This window comes from Anaeromicropila herbilytica (assembly GCF_016591975.1).
Classification (GTDB): Bacteria; Bacillota; Clostridia; order Lachnospirales; family Lachnospiraceae; genus Anaeromicropila; species Anaeromicropila herbilytica.
In genome coordinates this window covers 1,500,642-1,518,739 of the sequence record NZ_AP024169.1, presented here as the reverse complement: position 1 = coordinate 1,518,739, position 18,098 = coordinate 1,500,642, and the positions used below count along the sequence as shown (strand labels likewise).

Annotated in this window: 21 protein-coding genes; 1 reads left to right on the top strand and 20 read right to left on the bottom strand. The window is 33.4% G+C overall.

Annotated elements, in window-relative coordinates; all coding sequences use genetic code 11:
* Positions 1-109: 109 nt before the first annotated feature.
* From bsdtb5_RS06595 to bsdtb5_RS06565, 7 genes are all read right to left on the bottom strand, one after another.
* Positions 110-661 carry an ANTAR domain-containing response regulator gene (locus tag bsdtb5_RS06595; RefSeq protein WP_271715241.1) on the bottom strand — a complete coding sequence of 184 codons (552 nt, stop codon included), beginning with the start codon at positions 659-661 and terminating at the stop codon, positions 110-112.
* Between the two features lie 82 nt (positions 662-743).
* Positions 744-2,075 carry a type I glutamate--ammonia ligase gene (gene glnA, locus bsdtb5_RS06590; RefSeq protein ID WP_271715240.1) on the bottom strand — a complete coding sequence of 444 codons (1,332 nt, stop codon included), beginning with the start codon at positions 2,073-2,075 and terminating at the stop codon, positions 744-746.
* Positions 2,076-2,324: 249 nt separating this feature from the next.
* Entirely contained in the window at positions 2,325-2,768 is a 444-nt protein-coding gene (locus bsdtb5_RS06585; RefSeq protein ID WP_271715239.1) for a hypothetical protein, read from the bottom strand.
* Between the two features lie 41 nt (positions 2,769-2,809).
* Positions 2,810-3,874 carry a M24 family metallopeptidase gene (locus tag bsdtb5_RS06580; RefSeq protein ID WP_271715238.1) on the bottom strand — a complete coding sequence of 355 codons (1,065 nt, stop codon included), beginning with the start codon at positions 3,872-3,874 and terminating at the stop codon, positions 2,810-2,812.
* A gap of 63 nt (positions 3,875-3,937) precedes the next feature.
* Positions 3,938-4,936, bottom strand: coding sequence for an asparaginase (locus bsdtb5_RS06575; protein WP_271715237.1), 999 nt, complete (start codon positions 4,934-4,936; stop codon positions 3,938-3,940).
* 321 nt (positions 4,937-5,257) lie between these two features.
* A complete protein-coding gene (locus bsdtb5_RS06570; RefSeq protein WP_271715236.1) occupies positions 5,258-6,643 on the bottom strand; it encodes an aminopeptidase in 1,386 nt (461 codons plus the stop codon).
* 94 nt (positions 6,644-6,737) lie between these two features.
* A complete protein-coding gene (locus bsdtb5_RS06565; protein WP_271715235.1) occupies positions 6,738-7,520 on the bottom strand; it encodes a polysaccharide deacetylase family protein in 783 nt (260 codons plus the stop codon).
* A gap of 184 nt (positions 7,521-7,704) precedes the next feature.
* On the opposite strand from bsdtb5_RS06565, the gene bsdtb5_RS06560 reads away from it, so the two are divergent.
* Complete coding sequence (locus bsdtb5_RS06560) at positions 7,705-9,609, top strand: choice-of-anchor A family protein (protein ID WP_271715234.1); 1,905 nt, start codon at positions 7,705-7,707, stop codon at positions 9,607-9,609.
* A 401-nt stretch (positions 9,610-10,010) separates the two neighbouring features.
* On the opposite strand, the gene bsdtb5_RS06555 is transcribed toward bsdtb5_RS06560, so the two are convergent.
* The 13 genes from bsdtb5_RS06555 to bsdtb5_RS06495 form a co-directional block, all read right to left on the bottom strand.
* A complete protein-coding gene (locus bsdtb5_RS06555; RefSeq protein ID WP_271715233.1) occupies positions 10,011-11,621 on the bottom strand; it encodes an FHA domain-containing protein in 1,611 nt (536 codons plus the stop codon).
* An 87-nt stretch (positions 11,622-11,708) separates the two neighbouring features.
* Positions 11,709-12,038: a WXG100 family type VII secretion target gene (locus tag bsdtb5_RS06550; protein ID WP_271715232.1), complete on the bottom strand. Its 330-nt coding sequence runs from the start codon at positions 12,036-12,038 to the stop codon at positions 11,709-11,711.
* Positions 12,039-12,049: 11 nt separating this feature from the next.
* Complete coding sequence (locus bsdtb5_RS06545; protein WP_271715231.1) at positions 12,050-12,391, bottom strand: WXG100 family type VII secretion target; 342 nt, start codon at positions 12,389-12,391, stop codon at positions 12,050-12,052.
* A 14-nt stretch (positions 12,392-12,405) separates the two neighbouring features.
* Positions 12,406-12,711: a WXG100 family type VII secretion target gene (locus bsdtb5_RS06540; RefSeq protein WP_271715230.1), complete on the bottom strand. Its 306-nt coding sequence runs from the start codon at positions 12,709-12,711 to the stop codon at positions 12,406-12,408.
* Positions 12,712-12,839: 128 nt separating this feature from the next.
* The gene (locus bsdtb5_RS06535) at positions 12,840-13,475 is read right to left on the bottom strand and encodes a hypothetical protein (RefSeq protein WP_271715229.1); all 636 of its coding nucleotides are present in this window, start codon (positions 13,473-13,475) and stop codon (positions 12,840-12,842) included.
* Between the two features lie 2 nt (positions 13,476-13,477).
* Complete coding sequence (locus bsdtb5_RS06530) at positions 13,478-13,759, bottom strand: DUF4176 domain-containing protein (RefSeq protein WP_271715228.1); 282 nt, start codon at positions 13,757-13,759, stop codon at positions 13,478-13,480.
* A 110-nt stretch (positions 13,760-13,869) separates the two neighbouring features.
* On the bottom strand, positions 13,870-15,030 hold the full coding sequence (locus bsdtb5_RS06525; protein WP_271715227.1) for a hypothetical protein: 1,161 nt from the start codon (positions 15,028-15,030) through the stop codon (positions 13,870-13,872).
* Positions 15,031-15,128: 98 nt separating this feature from the next.
* A complete protein-coding gene (locus bsdtb5_RS06520; RefSeq protein ID WP_271715226.1) occupies positions 15,129-15,443 on the bottom strand; it encodes a WXG100 family type VII secretion target in 315 nt (104 codons plus the stop codon).
* Between the two features lie 14 nt (positions 15,444-15,457).
* A complete protein-coding gene (locus bsdtb5_RS06515; protein ID WP_271715225.1) occupies positions 15,458-15,760 on the bottom strand; it encodes a WXG100 family type VII secretion target in 303 nt (100 codons plus the stop codon).
* A 34-nt stretch (positions 15,761-15,794) separates the two neighbouring features.
* Positions 15,795-16,154, bottom strand: coding sequence for a hypothetical protein (locus bsdtb5_RS06510; RefSeq protein ID WP_271715224.1), 360 nt, complete (start codon positions 16,152-16,154; stop codon positions 15,795-15,797).
* 239 nt (positions 16,155-16,393) lie between these two features.
* The gene (locus bsdtb5_RS06505) at positions 16,394-16,642 is read right to left on the bottom strand and encodes an EsaB/YukD family protein (RefSeq protein ID WP_271715223.1); all 249 of its coding nucleotides are present in this window, start codon (positions 16,640-16,642) and stop codon (positions 16,394-16,396) included.
* The gene (locus bsdtb5_RS06500; RefSeq protein WP_271715222.1) at positions 16,639-17,358 is read right to left on the bottom strand and encodes a hypothetical protein; all 720 of its coding nucleotides are present in this window, start codon (positions 17,356-17,358) and stop codon (positions 16,639-16,641) included. The genes bsdtb5_RS06505 and bsdtb5_RS06500 overlap by 4 nt, the downstream gene beginning before the upstream one ends.
* A complete protein-coding gene (locus bsdtb5_RS06495) occupies positions 17,349-18,071 on the bottom strand; it encodes a LytR/AlgR family response regulator transcription factor (protein WP_271715221.1) in 723 nt (240 codons plus the stop codon). The genes bsdtb5_RS06500 and bsdtb5_RS06495 overlap by 10 nt, the downstream gene beginning before the upstream one ends.
* Positions 18,072-18,098 lie beyond the last annotated feature (27 nt).

Sequence of the window (18,098 nt, the reverse complement as noted above, 5' to 3'; positions counted from 1 at the left end):
ATATCCCATCTATTTTTTTGTCAATATAAATGCCTAAAATAACCCTACAACGGTAGTATTTAACCACCATTGCAGGGCTATATGTTTTATGAACTATATGATTATATAATTAAGCCAAATACATCATGCTGATTATCATCTCAGCTGTTTCGACCATATTGGTACCACTATCCATACTTGTTTTTTGTATATACCGATGTGCCTCATCTTCAGACATGTTATTTCGTTCTATCAGAATTAATTTTGCCTTATCAATTGTAGCTTTATCTTCCAGCGACCGTTTCTTGGGTTTATCTTTTTCCTTTTTCTTTCTTCTTATATAATTATAAGTCATCATCTGCAAGGTATCCAATAATTCTTGCGTTTTAATTGGCATTCCAAGGCATACAATTCCACTTCCAGAAACATCTCCCCATTTACCTTGGGATGCTACAAGTAGCATTTCAAACCCCTTAGGAAGGTAATCATGTAATTGGCTAAAATGCATATCTGACAATTTATAACCACATATAATAATTCCAGAATCAAGATCATTTGCAAGAGATACAACTTGTGCTCCTGTGGTACATACGGCTCTTACATCAAACGAATTTCTTACTAATACATTTCGAATATTTTTAGCATCCTCGATTTTAGGAAAAGCTATAATAATATTAACCACGTCTGATCACCTCCAATTGTAACATAAACGATTATCGCATCGCTTACTTATTTTTTAATCTAAGTGTTACTTTGAAGGTTAATTATATTTTATATAAATATTCATCCACTTCCCATTCAGTCACCTGAGTTCTATAAGCATCCCATTCATCTTTCTTAGCTTCCACATATTTCGTTGATAAATGTTCTCCTAGTACATTAAGAATAAAAGGATCAGCCTCTAAGGCATTAATTGCTTCTTCTAAACTTCCAGGTAAACTTGTAATTCCTGCTGTTTCTTTTTCTTCTTTGGTCATTGTGAAAATATTCATATCAACACTCTTAGGTGGTGTTAACTTATTCTTAATACCATCAAGACCTGCTGCAAGACATACAGCCAATGTTAAATATGGATTTGCTGCTGGATCTGGACATCTAAGTTCGATTCTTGATGATGCTCCTCTTGATGCAGGAATACGGATTAATGGACTTCTATTTTTAGCGGACCATGCTACATATACTGGTGCTTCATAGCCTGGGACCAATCTCTTATAAGAATTAACAAGAGGGTTTGTGATTGCAGCCATTCCTTGAATATGCTTCATAAGTCCTGCAATGAAATGATATGCATCTTCACTTAAACCTAATTCACCATTTGGATCGTCAAATATATTTTTACCATCTTTTGAAAGAGACATATTTACATGCATTCCCGAACCATTTATACCAAACTTAGGTTTTGGCATAAATGTTGCATGCAAACCATGACGTTTTGCAATTGTACGAACAACCAACTTAAATGTCATGATATTATCTGCTGTTTTAAGCGCATCTTCATATTTAAAATCAATCTCATGTTGTGCTGGAGCAACTTCATGATGTGATGCTTCAATCTCAAATCCCATTTCTTCTAGTACCAAAATCATATCACGTCTAGCATTTTCACCTAAATCCAAAGGACCTAGATCAAAATATCCACCTTTTTCATGAGTTGTTGTTGTTGGCGCTCCATTATCATCCGTATGGAATAAAAAGAATTCGCATTCTGGCCCAACTTTGAACGTATATCCCATATCGCTCGCTTCTTTTAATACTTTTTTCAAAATATATCTTGGATCTCCTTCAAAAGGAGTACCATCTGGACGGTAAACATCACAGATTAATCTAGCAACTTTCCCTTGTTGTGGTCTCCAAGGAAACATCTCAAAGGTATCAAGATCTGGATATAGATACATATCTGACTCTTCAATTCTTACAAATCCCTCAATGGAAGATCCATCAAACATACATTTATTATCCATAGCTTTTTGCAATTGACTTGCTGTAATAGCAACATTTTTTAGTGTTCCAAATATATCTGTAAATTGTAAACGAATAAATTCAACGTCATTCTCCTCAACTAGATTCATGATGTCTTGTTTTGTATACTTACCCATCTTTCTTCTCTCCCTTTGATATAAATTTTGTAAATAATATGCAATACTAACTATTATGCACTAGTTTTGTGAAATTAGAACTTATTTTCTAAGAAAAAGTTTTCACAAAGTATATTATTATTTTATAAATAAAATAAAAAAAGCAAGGAACACTCTTCAAAACGAGAACTTCCTTGCCCTTGATGTAGTAAATAATAACAGTCTTAAATATCTTTGTCAATAAATTTTATATATTAGATCAAATAATCATTATGTATCATAACTATTAAACGGTATGCTCACACAAATTGGAGCTGACTTGATTGACTGTATTATAACCTCATTTACAGAATCTTTTTTTTGTACCACTAAGTTGTAATAATTATCCAAGATTTTAATATTATAATTCATTACTTCATTAATTCTCCAACTACCATTTGGTATCCTTTGGTCTGTACTTAATTTATCAACAAACTCTGGCAAATCAAACATAACACGTATATTATGATATTCTTTGTCTGACAATCTAGTATTCTCAGCAAGATATTCTTTTACTTTTATCGACCCGTTATTCTGCTCTATAAAGTAAACGAACCAATCTTGATATTCCTTTGTACTCAATTCTTCAAATACTTGATTTATCATCTTTGCAAGTTCATCCTGTAGACCTTTAAAAGTATCAGCACTGATGTTTATCTTTTGACTAATATCCATATAAACCCCCATCCGCCACCATAAGCGACTAATTGTTACAATTATAATTCAATTAATTTCTTATCAGACTTCGTAAAATTGATATGTCCATCTTCGGTTACTTGAACTAAATCTTCTATACGCACCCCACCAAAGCCTTCAATATAGATACCTGGTTCTACTGTTTCTGTCATACAAGCCCTGATCACCTTTTCTTCTGTTGGTGATAATCTTGGACTTTCATGAATAAATAGACCAACACTGTGTCCTAATCCATGACCAAAGCATCCTTCATAACCTGCTTTATAGATAATATCTCTAGCTACTTTATCAATTTCTTTACCTTGATATCCAGCTTTTATATAATCTAGGGCAGCTAATTGTGCTTCTAATACTGTATTGTAGACTTTCTTTTGTTCATCGCTTGCTTTTCCAACAACAATCGTTCTTGTCATATCAGAACAATAACCGTTATATTTACAACCAAAATCCATAGTTAAGAAATCACCATTTTCAATCTTTTTGTTCGATGGTGTTGCATGTGGCATGGAAGTATTAATGCCAGAGCATGCAATTGTATCAAAACTTAATTTGTCTGCACCATTTGTTTTCATTAAGAATTCGATATGTGCAGCAACTTCAAGCTCTGTCATGCCTGGTTTAATGATATCTAGAATTTTAGAGAATGCGATATCGCCAATCTCTTCTGCTTTTCTAATACATTCTAATTCGTAAGGTGTTTTAATAATTCTAAGATCATTTAATTCTTCGTTAACTGGAACTAATTTTTCTACATGTAATTTTTCTTTTAATCCACTAAAAGAACGATGAATCATAGATCCATCTTCAAATCCTAATGTCTTTACTTGTTCAGAAGCTATTAGCTCATTGATTGGCTCCATATATCCTTTAGAAATCTCAACTACTTCAAAATCCTTTGATTCTGATTTTGCTTGTATAGTATATCTAAAGTCTGTGATAATTACAGATTTATTTCTTGAAATAAATAAATAACCTGTTTCTCCTGAAAAACCACTTAAATAGCGCATATTATATCCGTCCGAAACTAATACTGCATCTAATCCTAACTTATCTAATACTTCAATTACTTTTTTCTTATTCTCCATTTTATTATGCACCTTTCCCGTTCTTTATATCTTTTTTCGGCAATCTGCCTTAAAATCATTATATTATTTTTTGGTAATTTCATTAAAATAACTTGTCTCAAATATTTTTCTTACTACTTTTACATCATTTGTTTTTGCCAAAGCCCACATTAATTTGGAAACTGCTGCCTCTGTTGTCATATCATTTCCTTCGATAACACCAGCTAATAGTGCTTTCTGTCCTGCTTGATAAATAGAAAAATCACTATTTTCATATAAACATTGGCTAACTACTACGATAGCGATTCCACTTTTCACCATGCTCTCAAGTTTCTCAACTAAATTTCTACGTATAAAATGAATTCCACCAAGTCCAAAAGCCTCAATAACAATGCCTTTATACTTCATCTGCGATAACATATCAAAAATCTCAGGACGTATGCCCGGTGTTAATTTTATCAAAAATACATCTTCTGAGACATTACTTTCTAACGAAAAATTACCGCCTACATTCGGAATAGCTAGTTCATTAATTCGAAATCCACTTCCATCAACTATGGCAACATAAGGATAATTCACGCTTTCAAATGCATCAAATCCTTTTGTCCTTACCTTTACTCCTCTAGTACCCAAGATTACTTTATGATCAAATGCAATATATACTCCTGGCTTTTTCATACTTGCCATCGTAAATGCTAATCTCATGTTATCTATCCCATCCGTTAAGGGATGATTAATTGGAAGCTGTGAGCCTGTGAGCACAACAGGTATCGGAATATTTCGAAGCATAAAGGATAATGCGGCAGCTGTATAGGCTAAGGTATCCGTTCCATGTGTTAATACAACTCCGTCATATTTCTTATATTCTTCACTAATACAACCAGCAATTTGTTTCCACTCTTCTGGCTGAATATTGGAACTATCTAATTGAAATAAATCAAGCGTTGTAATTTCATAGTCATTTGAAATATTATTTATCACTTTATCAAGTGAATGACTCGATTTGACAGGAGCTAATCCTTCCTCCGTACTTTCAGAGGCTATTGTTCCACCTGTTGTAATCATAAGTATTTTATTTGGCATATTTCTTGATTCCTTCATGACTGTTCAGTCGCTGTAGAAAAACTAAGTATTTCACTATTTCGTATAGCAACTGAATAGTTACATTCCTTTTTTCAATTATTCTATATATAAAACTAGATTTTATAACTTAATAGCAATTAAGCATATCCCTATTAAGGTTTGTTAAAAAATGGTGTAGCCTTTTAATAAAGCGACACCATTTTAACACTTACTCCCTTATGGCCATTAGCCGCTCTAGAATCACATGTATCTAAAACATTCTAATTCTTAGCTTATGCTATCTGAATATACTCTATTCTTCTTTCATCAATAGTAGATGAACTAAGCTTCTAAAAGAAATGCTTGATATCCACGCTTCGCTTCATAAATGTCTACTTTACTTGCAACTTCCCAAGGAGCATGCATGTTATGTAGTGCAATACCACAATCGATTACTTCCATATCATATTCAGCTAATATGTATGCGATAGTACCACCGCCACCTTGATCTACTTTACCAAGTTCGGCTGTTTGGAAGGTAACATTATTATCATCCATTATTCTACGAATCTCAGCAATAAATTCTGGATTTGCATCATTAGATCCTGATTTTCCTCTAGCACCAGTATATTTATTGAATACAAGACCGTGACCAAAGTAAGCTGCATTCTTTTTCTCCATAACTCCTGCGAAGTTTGGATCAAAAGCTGCACTAACATCTGCAGATAGCATTTTGGAATTCTTTAGGGCTCTTCTAACTTTAAGTTCTGAATATTCTGATCTTAAATCTAAGATTTCTGCAACAGTATTTTCAAAGAATCTTGATTTCATACCAGTTGCACCAACACTTCCGATTTCTTCTTTGTCAACTAACAAACATACTGATGTCTTTTCTGGAACTTTCACTTCAAAGATAGCCATAAGTGATGTATAAGCACAGATTCTATCGTCATGCCCATATCCCATAATCATACTTCTATCTAAACCATAATCACGTGCTTTACCTGCTGGAACAACTTCGATCTCTGCAGATAAGAAATCTTCTTCTTCAAAATCATATTTTTCTTTTAATATACGAAGAACATTTGCTTTCACTTTTTCTTTTTCTTTTTCATCTGTACCGAAAGGAATACTTCCAACTAATATATTTAAGTCTTCCCCTTCAATTACCTTACTTGCCTTTTTATCCATTTGTGTTGCAGATAAATGAATTAATAAATCAGAGATACCAACTACTGGTTCATCTTCTTTTTCACCGATTGATACATTGATTAATGTTCCATCTTTTTTTACTACAACACCATGAAGTGCTAATGGTATTGTAACCCATTGATATTTCTTAATTCCACCATAATAATGAGTATCAAGTAATGCTAATTCTTCCTCTTCATATAATGGATTTTGTTTCAAATCAAGTCTTGGTGAATCTACGTGAGCACCTAAAATATTAAATCCTTCTTCAATACCTTTTTTACCGATTACAAATAGTGCAATGGATTTGCCCATATTATTTGCATAAACTTTATCTCCAGGATTAAGAGATTCTTTATTCTTAATTAATTTCTCTAGATTCCTAAATCCTTTTGCTTCTGCTTTTGCAATTACATCTGTGATACATTCACGTTCTGTTTTACAATCTGATATAAATTGTTTATATCCTTCACTAAAAGACATTACTTCTACTTGTTGCTTTTCATCATATTTTTCCCATGCATTCTTACTCTTCATGTTATATTGCCTCCCAAATGTCGTTTTTTGCATAATAAATTCATAAAAACCATTATACGGCATTTTAAATAGTATCTCAATAGGTTTTTACACTCTATTTCTGAAATTGTCTTCCTTCATGGTCCATATAATAATTATCTTTATAGATAAGCTCAGAGATTGGAACAATCTCATATCCTTTATTCTGTAAACCTTCAATAACTGCTGGCAATGCATCTTTAGTGAATTTTGCTCCATTATGCATTAAGATAATTGAACCATTACCAAGATGCTTGTGATTAACGACTGTTTTTACAATACTGTCTGCACCGTAATCTTTCCAATCTAGGCTATCAACATCCCATTGAATGCAATGATAATTACATTCCTTTGTTGCCTCAATTAAGGTATTGTTATAATCCCCATAAGGAGGCCTGAATAATTGCATATCAACTCCTGTTAATGCCTTTACCTTATCATGTGGTCCCATAAGTTCCTTGATACATTCTTCTTTACTTAACTGTGACATCTGCTTATGATTCTCACTGTGATTTCCAAGGTCGTGGCCAGCAGCTGCTATTGCCTTTACATCGTCTGGATATTTTGCTATCCAACCACCAGTCATAAAGAAAGTAACATGTACGTTATATTTTGCTAGGATGGAAAGAATTGTTTGCGTGTCTTCATTACCCCAAGCTGCATCAAAGCTTAATGCAACCTTCTTATCTGGGCAGTTTACGCAGTAAATAGGAAGCTCTCTCTTTCCACTTGTGGAACTAACGGATATTACATCAGGGATTACTTGAATTCCTACAATGATTAATGCAACAAAACTCAATACGATAATCCCTATTTTAGTAAATAATGTAATTTTGTCTTTTTCTTCTTGATAATTCATAAAGCACCCATACTATAATTTCATTAGTAAAACATATGTAGATGTTAGGGGAAATATTACCCAAAGAGTAGTTATATCACATCTTAACCACAAAGAACTCTCACATTCTTTGCACAAGTACGCTCTTTACGAATAAAATAATTAGGAAAACAATATTGTAATTTAAGGTGGTTTACAAATCTATATGGATACTAATATATATGAAAATGAACCAATATTAAATGTTGGAATACCTTATGATGATATCAATTGGGAAGATACTTTAGGTCAACCTTTTGGAAGTGCTTCTTCCATGAATCTATTTGTATTTGGCGATGCAAATAATATCGTGGACGTAGAAGGTCCTATTGCTATCGGAGGTAGTTTCTACAGCCCAAGAGGTTTAAGTGTTGGCTTTGAAAGAAAAAATGGTCACGTTAACATTGAATACTCACCTGACTTAGTAAGATACTTAATTGGAGGAAATGTCTCCATGAATGGACCATTAGTTGTGGTAGGTCATGCAGTAACTGGTGGTAGATTTCAAGCTGCAAATGGGAGTACTTACTTAATTGGCAAGGATCATATGAATAACCAAATGGATGAATTAAAGTATTTATACTATTCAGAGAATGGAAGTCCATATTGGACACCAAGCGATAAAGGCGATCATTATCTCATTCCAAGCTATGATACACCTCGTGTTATTAGCCCAACAAGAATACGAGCTGATCTTTCTTCCTTTTTCCAAAATGCATACCGAAGTATGACAGATTATAAAAATTGTATTGAGCAATTACCTGTAAACGGATCTACCATCGATAATTATCACGAATGGATACTTCGTGGAAACGATCCTAGACAAAATGTATTTCTTGTTGATGTAAGTCCAAATGGTTTACTAAACAAAGGCTTACGAGTTGACATACCAGATGGCAGCATTGCAATCATTCGTATACGTTCAGGTAATCATGCTCATCTGCAATATGGATTATATGGTGATGAAGCTCATGCAAATCATATTTTATATGTATTTGAAGATGCTACAGATATCCACATGGAAGTACCTGCTGATATATGGGGAAGTATTCTAGCACCACAAGCAACTTTCCATGGTCATCCAACTGGAGGCCACGTTAGTGGCAATGCAGCTTTAGGAGCCTTTGCTGTGAATGCGAATAGTGGATTTGAATTTCATATGTACCCTTTTGTAGGAAATGTTCTATGTGGCACAGAAACTATGCCAGAACAGATGCCTGCTACAATAACTACTCCACTTCCTTCTCCTTCACCAGTTCAAGAGATTGCTCCTCAAGTAATGCCTGCTCCAACACCTGTACCTAATCAGATAGAAATGCCTGCACCAGTTCCTACTGCACAGCAACCTGAGGCCACTTGTCCTTCATGTCCAGAGGTTCCTACTTGTCCCGAAGCGCTACCTTGTCCTACCTGCCCTGAAGCTCCTACTTGTCCCGAACAGATACCTTGTCCTACCTGTCCTGAAACGGCGCCTTGTCCTACCTGCCCTGAAATTCCACCTTGTCCAGACTGCCCAATATGTCCGAGTATTCCAGAACCTACTGTATGCCCTATTTGCCCTGAGATTCCAGAGCCTACCACATGCCCAATTTGTCCTGAAGTTCCAGTTTGTCCTACCTGCCCTGAGGTTCCTCCTTGTCCTTCTTGTCCTGAACAGGAGCCTTGTCCACAATGCCCTGTATGTCCTGAATGCCCTACCTGTCCAGAAGCCGAGACTCAGTATGTTGCAGTTCCTTATCCTGTACCTATCTCCATTTCGAGATCAACCTTCTTAGTAAAGCATCAGGATTGCTTTATACAATCAGGTATTATTCTCGGATCAGTCTGGGGTTGTAATTGCCGAAGTTCACATGAATGGGATGTAATGCTGTACTCCGTATGTAAACATGACATTATTCTTTTATATTGTATAAAGATATGTAATTTTGGCTATTTTAACTTCGAAGTACCTTTTGAAGGAACTTATCTTCTTAAAATATGTCCTTCCAAGAGACGCCGATGTGCACACAATTGTAATCCAAAAATTATATTCAAAAATGTTGGTGTTGCTAATCTAATGATTGAAAAATAGTTATCACTAAAACTCCATAATTATAAACGAAAAAACAGGGATATGACCCTGTTTTTCGTTTTATATTTATTTATTATTTACTACATATTGTAAAAATAGCATTTAAAGCTATTAATGAACAAAGTATGATTAGAGTGTAAAAGGTCATTCTCAACATATATTGTGTATATTGATGAATAATTATTAATTTAGGCGTAGTCCGGCTGAAAGTAACGCTTATATTTTGTCAAGACTCAAAGCGAAAATAGGAACATTAGTGAGTATTTTCGCTTGTTATGAGGCTTGTAAAAAATATGTTGCTTGAAGGAAAGGTAGCCAAAATTCATAATTATACAGCAATATACACTCAGTAAACTAAAAAATGACTTTTGACACCCTAATCAAATATTGGGATTAAAGTATTATGCCTCCATTTCCATTTTCTCTAAAGCCACTTCCAAACTAAGATTACCTACGCCAATCACATCTCCATCTTTTAATAACTGCTCGTCATTTAGCATAACTCCATTTAAAAATGTATGATTGGATGAGCCCATATCAACGATATATACATTACTTTCTTTTAAATAAATACGACAATGCCTTTTTGAAACGCTACTTTCGTAATCTATGATTATCTTAGCTTGGTCAGACGAGTTACCAACTCTGCCAATCACTAATTCATTCCTTAGTTCCTTTACAAAAATTCGATTATTACGAATATCTTTTAGCTTTACACTCCATAGACATTGGTCTGGTGATAACATAATTGTCTTATCAAATATATCTTCTTGGTGAAGTACAACTGTTTTGTCTAGTTCATCACCTGCACTCATAAAGCTTCTTCCAATGTTGCTAGAATACTCCTGATTTGATACATTCTTACCGCCAGATATAATAATATCTGGTTTTTTTACTTTATTATTAATATCAGATAATATTTTCTTTTCTTTCTTCTTATGTTTCCACCATATAATCCCAATTATTATTAAGATTAATAGCCCTACAACTACAGAAATTATTATAATTATCATCGTTTTACTTAGATAAATACCTTCCTCATGAGAAGGCTTTTTATCTGTGGCTTTAACTTTTTTATCTATGTCTAACGATGTATCTTTCTCTGCCATGTTCATTCGAATATCTTTATGTAATTCATAAGTATTTTTTAATGTTTCTACTTTTAATTCAACAGTTTTTATACTTCCATCTTGCAACTCATTTTCAGGATTAATACTAATTCTAATATAATCCTTAACATTTTCAATGGACTTTCTAACCTCGGATACTTTTGTTTTTTTATCAAAACGATAGCTCTTTCCTTGTGTTAATCTAGCTAACGCAAATAACTCTTTTAACTCCTTTTTATTATCCAAGTGAACACATCCAATTGTATAGATTGGATAAGAAGTATTTTCTAACTTATTATACAATTCTTCTTTTGTAATTCCATTCTCGTTGTTATCAAAGCCATCTGAAAATACGATAATTCTTTTTAAACTTGTTTCTTTTCTTTTCTGTAAATCACTTGTAACCTTGGCAATTACATCAGTTAGATAACTCGATTGATTTTTAAACTGAATCTTGCCAAAAGCTTTTAATATTTCATAACGATCCTTTTCATAATTGCACAAATATCTTAATTTAGTACCATATGTAGCAATAGAAATGCTCTCATTACTATTCTTATGGTCAATATAGTCTAATATAAGAGCACTTAATCTCTGACGTTCTTCTTTGGTAATTGACTCGGAATCGTCTATTAACAAAAGTGTATCCACACTTCCAATATATTGATTGATTTTAGTGTAGGTAATGTTACTAACTGGGGTCGAAGCAATGAGACAATTAACCTTTTTAATCTTATCCTGAACGCCATTAATATATATATTGATTTGTCCATCTTCTGTTTCCGCTTGCGATATATTTACCTGTTCTGAAGCTGATACATAATTCGAAGTAACTAGAACAAAGAGGAATACGACTAAGAAGATCTTCCATATACTTTTATACGCTTTTCTCATTTTCTCCATGCCTTTCCTTTTTTAATTGCCTATTTTCTCATATAAAATAGGTACTAATTATCTTTGATGTTCTTTAAGACACTAGATTTCTTTCAATTATTGCTTACTTTTATGAGATCTTTCCCTAGCTTCTGCAATTCGTTTTGCTTCCATCTCTGCTTCATAGATTCTCTTTGCTACAGCTCGTATATTATCAGCAACTGTATTTAGATTCTTCACGGAAGTCCCCATATAAGTTTGAAGGGTTACTCCTTTTTTTAGATACTTATTGGCACTATCACCTTTCCAGTTGGAGGACAAGGACTGCATCGTAGTGTCAAATTTATTACTAGCCAGTGTGTTAAGATCTCTGGCTATTTCATCAATTTCATTTGCCTGACTAAGTGCTTTGGCAAAATCAAATTCAATACTAGAATAACTGCTCATATCTTTTCCTCCTATAAAATGATATCGTTAGGTAATGCTTCTGCCACTTCCTTAGCGGCAGTTTCAGCGCTCGTATATACAGTAGCCATTTGATGTAGTTCGGTTACATGTTCATTCAATCTCTTAATAATATCTTCGATATCCGGTTTTTTCTCAGTAAATGTATTTCTATGTACCTCACCTGCTTTTCCAACCCAATAAGAGTTCGATTTTGCTATTAATGAACACATTTTATCAAACTCTTTTGACATAGAGGAAATTTTAGTATTTACTATTTCTGCTTTGGAATGTAAAACCTCAGGTGTTACTTTTAAAGTTACACTGCCAAATGAAAGATCCTGTGTAATCTGCATACTCCATCCCCTCCTTATAACGTGATAGCGGCAATTGATTGCCCTATACTACTTTCACATTTGGTATATTCTTTACTTGCAAATTGCATACACTCTATGAATTTTTCAACCGATGTGCATAGCTCCGTAAACGTAGCATGATCAATACCAAATTGCTCTTTAAATGCATTATTAGCTGGGCCTTCCCACATAGTATTCAACTCAATTACTTCATCAAACATACTCTTCATCTGATTACGTACTGCATTTAATTCTTCTATCATGCTTGCTGTATCACTGTCTAATATTTGTGTACTTATTTCAATACTATTATTATCCACTTCAATCCCTCCCTAATTCACACTAGCTTACATGCCTGCGACTTGCTTGCAAGCCTAAATTCAACGTGTGAAACATTTTATTTCACACTAGCGTCCACTTATAGCCAAATCTATCTATAAAACATCTGTTATATACATCTGTTTTTAAAATCAGGATCATATTTACACTTAACTTCTTTGTTCCATGTATAGGAGAGTGATTTTTCTTTTGAGTTGATTGCAATGTCACGTTGCGAAAATTCTATCGTATCTAATCTTAGGCAATACAATGCAACAAGTTCAATCAGCTCTTCCTCCAGGGTATAGATATGATATACATCTTTTCTATTTAGGACCAGATTATCTTTTTCCACCAAAGCAATCTGCTTATCATTTTCATAGATTGGATACTTATGTCCCTCTGCTCCCATGCCAACTTTATATCCTATATAGTTTTTATTGTAGAAATTAATTTCGTCATATTTATAACATTTCCAAATACCCTTTGTTCTCCTACTATTTATCATTCCAACTTTATCACTATGCTCATTATATATATCAAATTGCATGAGTTTTCTTTTACTTGTGGTTCTAGTAACATTACCTAATTCTTCTGCTAGGTGATGCATTAAATGATATTTTAATGTTCCATCAACTAAATAGAAAATATCTCTCGTACCTATCTTAGCAGGCACACTGCTTGTTGCTATAATTCTATCTTCTTCTACTAATTCATAACGATTATGAAATCCATCTTTTATTTGTATTAATTTAATATATGGCATCTTTACTCACTAACACTTTCAACCTTAGATAGCTCTTCAATGATATATTTACGAAATTTAAATTCTTCTTCGTCCTGCATTCCAATATAAAATACATTTTCGATATCATCATTATTAAAAAGGAATAATTCTTTTGCATCTAAAATTCCTTCTGGATAATAGCATGCGGAATAATCAAAAATTTCATTTGTGTCTACTTTTTGCTGAACTCTTCCGCATATCATAACCTTCTTTTCGCCACCCTTTAATAATACTACTGATCCAATCGGTAAAAACTTCTTCATCCTTAAACCTCCTTTTCATACTAGCTCCCATATGTCGTCTTTGGCAACATATAAATCAAGGGTGTGAAATGCTTTATTTCACACTAAACTAAATTTCTTTACTCATATTTCTATGTTAAAGATAAGCTGTCTGGCCAATCAAACTCGGGCAATTTAAACTTACTCCAATCAACTTTTACCTTAATATCTCCACCAGCAAATAGACTTGCGCCAACTTTAACCGAAGCATCTTCATCTGTTACTGATACGTCTGCGCTAGCTCCGACACTAACCAATTTACCTTCAATGCCAGCATCAACTTTAACACCACATACGGTAAATCCTGTCTTAGCTTCTCCTTTAAGCAGTGAAGCTTCTGCACCTACCTTAGCTTGGACTCCGTATTCCTTATTTCCATTCTCATCAACACCAAGATCACCGACTCCAATTCCAGCCTCTGCCTTGGCATCTCCTAAAGTACCCTCAACAGAAGCATGCGCATTATATTCATCTGTACCTATCTGTACTTCTTCTGAAGCAGATGCTACTTTAGCTTGTGCAGTTGCCTTTGCATTCAATGATGGATCTATTTTGCCATCTTTCATTAATCCTACTACCAAGTCTGCTTTTACACCTGATACACCAACTGATTCGGTAAACTTTGATGATGCAATACCAAAATGCGCCTTATCTTCTTCATTATACATATAAGTTTCTGCCTTAAAATTAGCAGAGGATTGCATATCACCTTTTTTTAAATTCCATTCAGATTCTAAACCCGTTTTAACAGTAAAACCAAGTCCTTTTTGATTCCTTTCAAATCCAGTATCAATGCCAAAAAGTGTACCAGATGCAGCCATAGATTGATTAAATAATGATTCATCAACCTTGCCATCTTGAAATAATTTTTGGAAAAATCCTCTACTATCAGCTTTACTTGCTGACGATGATTTCGAACTTCTTCCATTAATACTTTTTCCATCCGAACTTTCATTCGAAGATATATTTTCACCTCTTGTATGATTTATAATATCATTTTCTGTAGCGTTATATTTTTCTATGGATTCATTTAGAACCTGACTTAACGACGACATGCCCACACTATGTCTTTCCACATTACTTTTCAGTTGCTCTAATTGATTACCAATTTGTTCTGCTGCTAATATTTTAAATCTTAGGTTGCCTTTAACACTCGCAATACGATTAGATATCTCTAATAATTGAACTTGCATCTGCTTTTCGTCATCTAGTTGATTCTTAGCAGCATCGCCTTTTATTACTATATCTGGCATACTATACTCTCCTTACTTTTAGAGTGTTTGGTAAAGCTTCACTTATGAAAAACTGTATTGAAGGTAATCTATCTCCAATACAGCTTTCATATCGATCTTTAAGCAATAACATTGTTCTGTAACGTGTTAATCTCATCAACACTTGCTTTTTCAGCTTGTGTATAGACAGTTGCCATATCATTCAGATCTTTAGAATGTTCTTGAATCATCTTATTTAATTTTTGAATATCACTATCTAATCCTTTAAATTTTTGTGAATATGCTGAAGCAGCATCACCTAACCATACAGAGCTAAGTCCAGTTACAAGATTGGTCATCTCAGTTGTAAGATTACTTACAGTAGTTCCTTTTTGACTAAATTCAGTTGATGTTGATATTAATTTCTCAGGTGTTACTTTTAAAATTCCTTCCATTCTATATGCCCTCCCTATTTATAATTACGTGTTTTTGCTGTTTCAGTATTTGCTTGTTCTGCTTGCTCGTATTTTTGTGCAATTGTAAGTAAGGATTGTATGTACTTCTCAATTGCATTGTAGAAGTTATCCATCTGAACTTTATCACTCTGAAATGCTGTATGGAATGCAGTTTTTGCTTCACCTTCCCACATTGAGTTTAATTCTCCTTCTACTGTTTCAAGACTAGATACTTGTGCCTTGTAGTTACTGTTATAAGTTCTTAGTTTTTCTGCCTCGCTTCTTAATCTTGCTGCTGTTACTTGAATTAATGCCATAATATAGCCTCCTTAATTTTATATTGACGCTTCCTTACTTGAATTTCAAAGTAGAAAGCATCCCATTTAACTCATCAAGATTGGTATAACCAACCTGTGTTTTTTTGAAATGCAGCGTTGCTTCTTCATATTCATCAACAATACGACGTTCACAGTTTAAGTAACTGATTGACGCTTTATCTAACACCTGCATCATCTGTTGCATTCCATTATACTCTTTTTCAAGATCTGTAATAATCTGATGAATCTGTAAGAGTATTTCCTCCATCCCAGAAAGCGTGCGTAATGTTGTAGCTGTTCTTGAAAGCTCTTCTATCTTACTTTTCAAAATATTTTTTTGTTCTTTCAAAGCTTGATATGCATCCACCAATTGATCTAAATTTACTACATACATTACTGTTTCCTCCTGACAAATATATTGTATCACATAATTTTTATTTGTGTTCAATTCCTGACAGACGACATGGTTTTATAGACGAATGACATGTTTTTCTGTTTTTTTAGGACTTTAGTCCTATGATTTTTCATTCTTTTTTCGACATAATTCTTGTTTTAAAAATAGATTCCAATTCAAATTGAAATATTTAATTGCAACAACATAGAAAATTAAAAGCTATCATTTTCCAATCGTATTCATAGCAAAAGCAAACGGCTACCAGTAATCACATTACATTCTTTTAGTGTTTTTGTGTTTGTTAGAATTTCTCTGGATTCATAAGAACATAACATTAACTCAGATAGATTTCCCTTCATATCACATTGCTCCTTCTGACTAATCATTTCCGTAATCTCTTCTAGCAAAATAGAAATCGGAGTCTTTTCATCTAGATGAAAATCGTATTCTTTATCAAAACTAGGTACATATATATCAACTAAAATCATGCCTCTTCCTCCCTTAATAACATGTTAAGTCTTTCTTTCATGTTTGAAAACGTATATATGATATTTGTAACATCCTCTTTATTGCTATAAGAGTCCCAGTTAACTATTTGATAATTTAGAGGTCTCTCCATAATCAGAATGCGGCTGGTTCGTTTCCCTGAATTAGTACATATTTTATCAATTACTAATTTGATATCTTCTCTTTTAAGTAAATGGTTAGTCTCGTCCTTCATCAGTTCACCAATATTTAAATCAAAGATTACTCCTTCTTTTGGATCAACCCATTCATTTTCTTTATCTAACTGTTCTGGTAAATACCCTTCCTCTAAAAAATCAATAAATTTATCCCGTTCAATAAAGCATAGCTTCATCGTATCTTTTTGGATGATTGATATTTCACTCACTAATATTTTTTTACCTAAATAACAGCATCTCATTGGAAGTTCTTCTGTCTTAGGTGTTATAACGACTATATCTTTTGCCTCTTTTAAGACATTTATGATAGTCTCATAAGGTTCATTTATCTGAAATGCTTCGCCATCTGATGTTAGTATTTTCCTCTTTACCATATGATGAAGTGTTTGTATTAATTTCTCATCAGAATCAATCGTAATCTGTTCTAAAGGAAATCCATATATTTTATCAATCCCTTTACTAACTAATAAAATTGCTAGCTCACGATAACTTAAAGAATAGACTTCATAATTTATTTCCATTTACGATACTCCTTTGCATTATTTCGATAACTTCTTGAGATTGGTAGAATACTTTCATCTTCTAAAAGTATCGTATTCTGAGCTAACTGAACTCGTTCAATTTTCTTTGCATTCACAATAAAACTTCTATGACACCGAATAAAATAATCAGGTAACATTGTAAGTAGATTATCCATTGTTTCATAGAAAGTAATTTCTTTGTTATCCGTACATACAAAGACTCTCTTTTCCCTTGCTTCAAAATATCGAATCCGATTATAGGCAATACAAATTTGACCTTCTCGATTCTCAAAAACAAAAGAATCATCATTCATCTTACGATTCGTTTCTTTAAATAAGGATTGGAATAATTCTTCTAGCCGCTCTCTTACTTGCATATTCTTTAGTGGACGTAATAAAAGAGATGCAGCCATAATACTCGGTTTCATATAAGACATCGGAGATATCGTATTATCAGCAATTAATGCAATATATGCCTCTTTATTCTTACGCCGCAACTCCTCAATAATCGGAATGGAATCTTGCAACGTAATATCAAAACATATTAAATCAAGTATTGGTAAATGATTGAGAGATGAAACAATATCTTTCGTATCCAAAAAAGTATTAAAATCCCACTTTTCATCACTAAGATATGCTGCTAATTCTCTTGATGTAAAATGGATACACTTTATTTCCTTTTCATCCCCACTACAAATCAGCATGGATATCATCGTTTCTATTCCCCTTGCGCTTGTGGC

Bases quoted from the DNA above. Each gene is read 5' to 3' on its own strand.
- glnA (WP_271715240.1), bottom strand. From the start codon at position 2,075: ATGGGTAAGTATACAAAACAAGACATCATGAATCTAGTTGAGGAGAAT.
- bsdtb5_RS06585 (WP_271715239.1), bottom strand. From the start codon at position 2,768: ATGGATATTAGTCAAAAGATAAACATCAGTGCTGATACTTTTAAAGGT.
- bsdtb5_RS06580 (WP_271715238.1), bottom strand. From the start codon at position 3,874: ATGGAGAATAAGAAAAAAGTAATTGAAGTATTAGATAAGTTAGGATTA.
- bsdtb5_RS06575 (WP_271715237.1), bottom strand. From the start codon at position 4,936: ATGCCAAATAAAATACTTATGATTACAACAGGTGGAACAATAGCCTCT.
- bsdtb5_RS06570 (WP_271715236.1), bottom strand. From the start codon at position 6,643: ATGAAGAGTAAGAATGCATGGGAAAAATATGATGAAAAGCAACAAGTA.
- bsdtb5_RS06565 (WP_271715235.1), bottom strand. From the start codon at position 7,520: ATGAATTATCAAGAAGAAAAAGACAAAATTACATTATTTACTAAAATA.
- bsdtb5_RS06560 (WP_271715234.1), top strand. From the start codon at position 7,705: ATGGATACTAATATATATGAAAATGAACCAATATTAAATGTTGGAATA.
- bsdtb5_RS06555 (WP_271715233.1), bottom strand. From the start codon at position 11,621: ATGGAGAAAATGAGAAAAGCGTATAAAAGTATATGGAAGATCTTCTTA.
- bsdtb5_RS06550 (WP_271715232.1), bottom strand. From the start codon at position 12,038: ATGAGCAGTTATTCTAGTATTGAATTTGATTTTGCCAAAGCACTTAGT.
- bsdtb5_RS06545 (WP_271715231.1), bottom strand. From the start codon at position 12,391: ATGCAGATTACACAGGATCTTTCATTTGGCAGTGTAACTTTAAAAGTA.
- bsdtb5_RS06535 (WP_271715229.1), bottom strand. From the start codon at position 13,475: ATGCCATATATTAAATTAATACAAATAAAAGATGGATTTCATAATCGT.
- bsdtb5_RS06530 (WP_271715228.1), bottom strand. From the start codon at position 13,759: ATGAAGAAGTTTTTACCGATTGGATCAGTAGTATTATTAAAGGGTGGC.
- bsdtb5_RS06525 (WP_271715227.1), bottom strand. From the start codon at position 15,030: ATGCCAGATATAGTAATAAAAGGCGATGCTGCTAAGAATCAACTAGAT.
- bsdtb5_RS06520 (WP_271715226.1), bottom strand. From the start codon at position 15,443: ATGGAAGGAATTTTAAAAGTAACACCTGAGAAATTAATATCAACATCA.
- bsdtb5_RS06515 (WP_271715225.1), bottom strand. From the start codon at position 15,760: ATGGCATTAATTCAAGTAACAGCAGCAAGATTAAGAAGCGAGGCAGAA.
- bsdtb5_RS06510 (WP_271715224.1), bottom strand. From the start codon at position 16,154: ATGTATGTAGTAAATTTAGATCAATTGGTGGATGCATATCAAGCTTTG.
- bsdtb5_RS06505 (WP_271715223.1), bottom strand. From the start codon at position 16,642: ATGATTTTAGTTGATATATATGTACCTAGTTTTGATAAAGAATACGAT.
- bsdtb5_RS06500 (WP_271715222.1), bottom strand. From the start codon at position 17,358: ATGGAAATAAATTATGAAGTCTATTCTTTAAGTTATCGTGAGCTAGCA.
- bsdtb5_RS06495 (WP_271715221.1), bottom strand. From the start codon at position 18,071: ATGATATCCATGCTGATTTGTAGTGGGGATGAAAAGGAAATAAAGTGT.